Origin of the sequence: Arenibacter certesii DSM 19833 (assembly GCF_000429545.1) — a bacterium.
GTDB lineage: Bacteria > Bacteroidota > Bacteroidia > Flavobacteriales > Flavobacteriaceae > Arenibacter > Arenibacter certesii.
The window spans coordinates 1-1,398 of sequence record NZ_AUCB01000083.1 but is presented as its reverse complement, the minus strand read 5'-3'; the positions used below and the strand labels follow the sequence as shown (position 1 = coordinate 1,398).

The following is a 1,398-nucleotide window of genomic DNA, read 5'->3' as shown; positions in this document are numbered from 1 at the left end:
TGCAGACCACATCAACCTGGACTATACGGATGAGGATGGGGTGCTTACCCAATTGAACCTTTCTGCGCTTGTAGATAATTTAGAAACAGTGACCATATTAGTTAAAAATAATGATGGTACGATAACTTTTACTAATGAGAGTGGAGTATCTAATAACATTAATCTTATTAGTGGAAACGCCAATAATGATATTGTTGCAGGTTCGGATGGCGGATTATACTTAAATGTAGCCTCGGTCACCGTTTCAGAAACTATTACCAATCTTGTTGATAACAACAATGGAACAATTACTTATACGAATGAAGACGGAGTAGATCAGACAATAAGCAAGGCCAGTATCATAGATCATTCTGATGGTACTTATACCTTTACTAATAATGATGGTAGTGATGTAATTATCAACACCAATGGGATATCCATATCCAATGTAGTTGCTGGTAACAGGATCGCCTCCGTATCAAATGCGTCAGGATTTAGTACGGATATTAATGAAACCATAACTACCTTAAATAATAATGGAGATGGGACATTCACTTACATTAGTGAAAATGGGACCATTACTAATTTTACTTCCAAAATTGGCAATGTGGTGGATAACACGGACGGTACTTATACCATTACGGACGACTTTGGGAGTGCTATTACGATTGTAGGAAATACCAATACAACTAACTCCACCTTTGCAGTAAACGGTGCGGATTTGGTGATGACGGACAGTGAAGGGAATTCAGTTTCCGTTCCTATCGTTGATATTGCAGCAAAGGGTAACGGTATTAAATCCACTGTGGATAATGGTGACGGAACTTTTACCTTGATCTATGATGATAATACAACGTTTACAACTGCGGACTTAACTGGACCGCTAGGCCCGGCAGGAGCAGACGGCGCAGATGGTATTGATGGGGCAACAGGTCCTCAAGGCCCACAAGGTATTCAAGGAGAAACAGGCCCACAAGGCCCAGCAGGAGCAGACGGTGCAGATGGTATTGATGGAGCAACAGGTCCCCAAGGTCCACAAGGAGAGCAAGGTATTCAAGGAGAAATAGGTCCCCAAGGCCCAGTGGGTGCTACAGGCCCACAAGGTCCGGCAGGTAAAGATGGTACTAATGGGGTTGATGGTGCTCCAGGTCCAAAAGGAGATCAGGGAGACCCAGGCCCAGCAGGAGCAGACGGTACAGATGGTATTGATGGAGCAACTGGTCCCCAAGGCCCACAAGGTATTCAAGGAGAAATAGGTCCCCAAGGTTCATCAGGTGTTGATGGTGCTCAAGGCCCAGCAGGTCCCAAGGGAGATACTGGGGATACAGGAGCAACTGGTCCCCAAGGCCCACAAGGTCCGGCAGGAGCAGATGGTGCTAACGGAGCTGACGGAAACGATGGTGCTCAAGGCCCAGCAGG

General features: G+C 45.6%; 1 pseudogene. It reads left to right on the top strand.

Annotated features, from left to right (window positions below):
- A pseudogene (locus tag G466_RS24325) lies at positions 1 to 1,398 on the top strand (hypothetical protein); the annotation flags it as partial.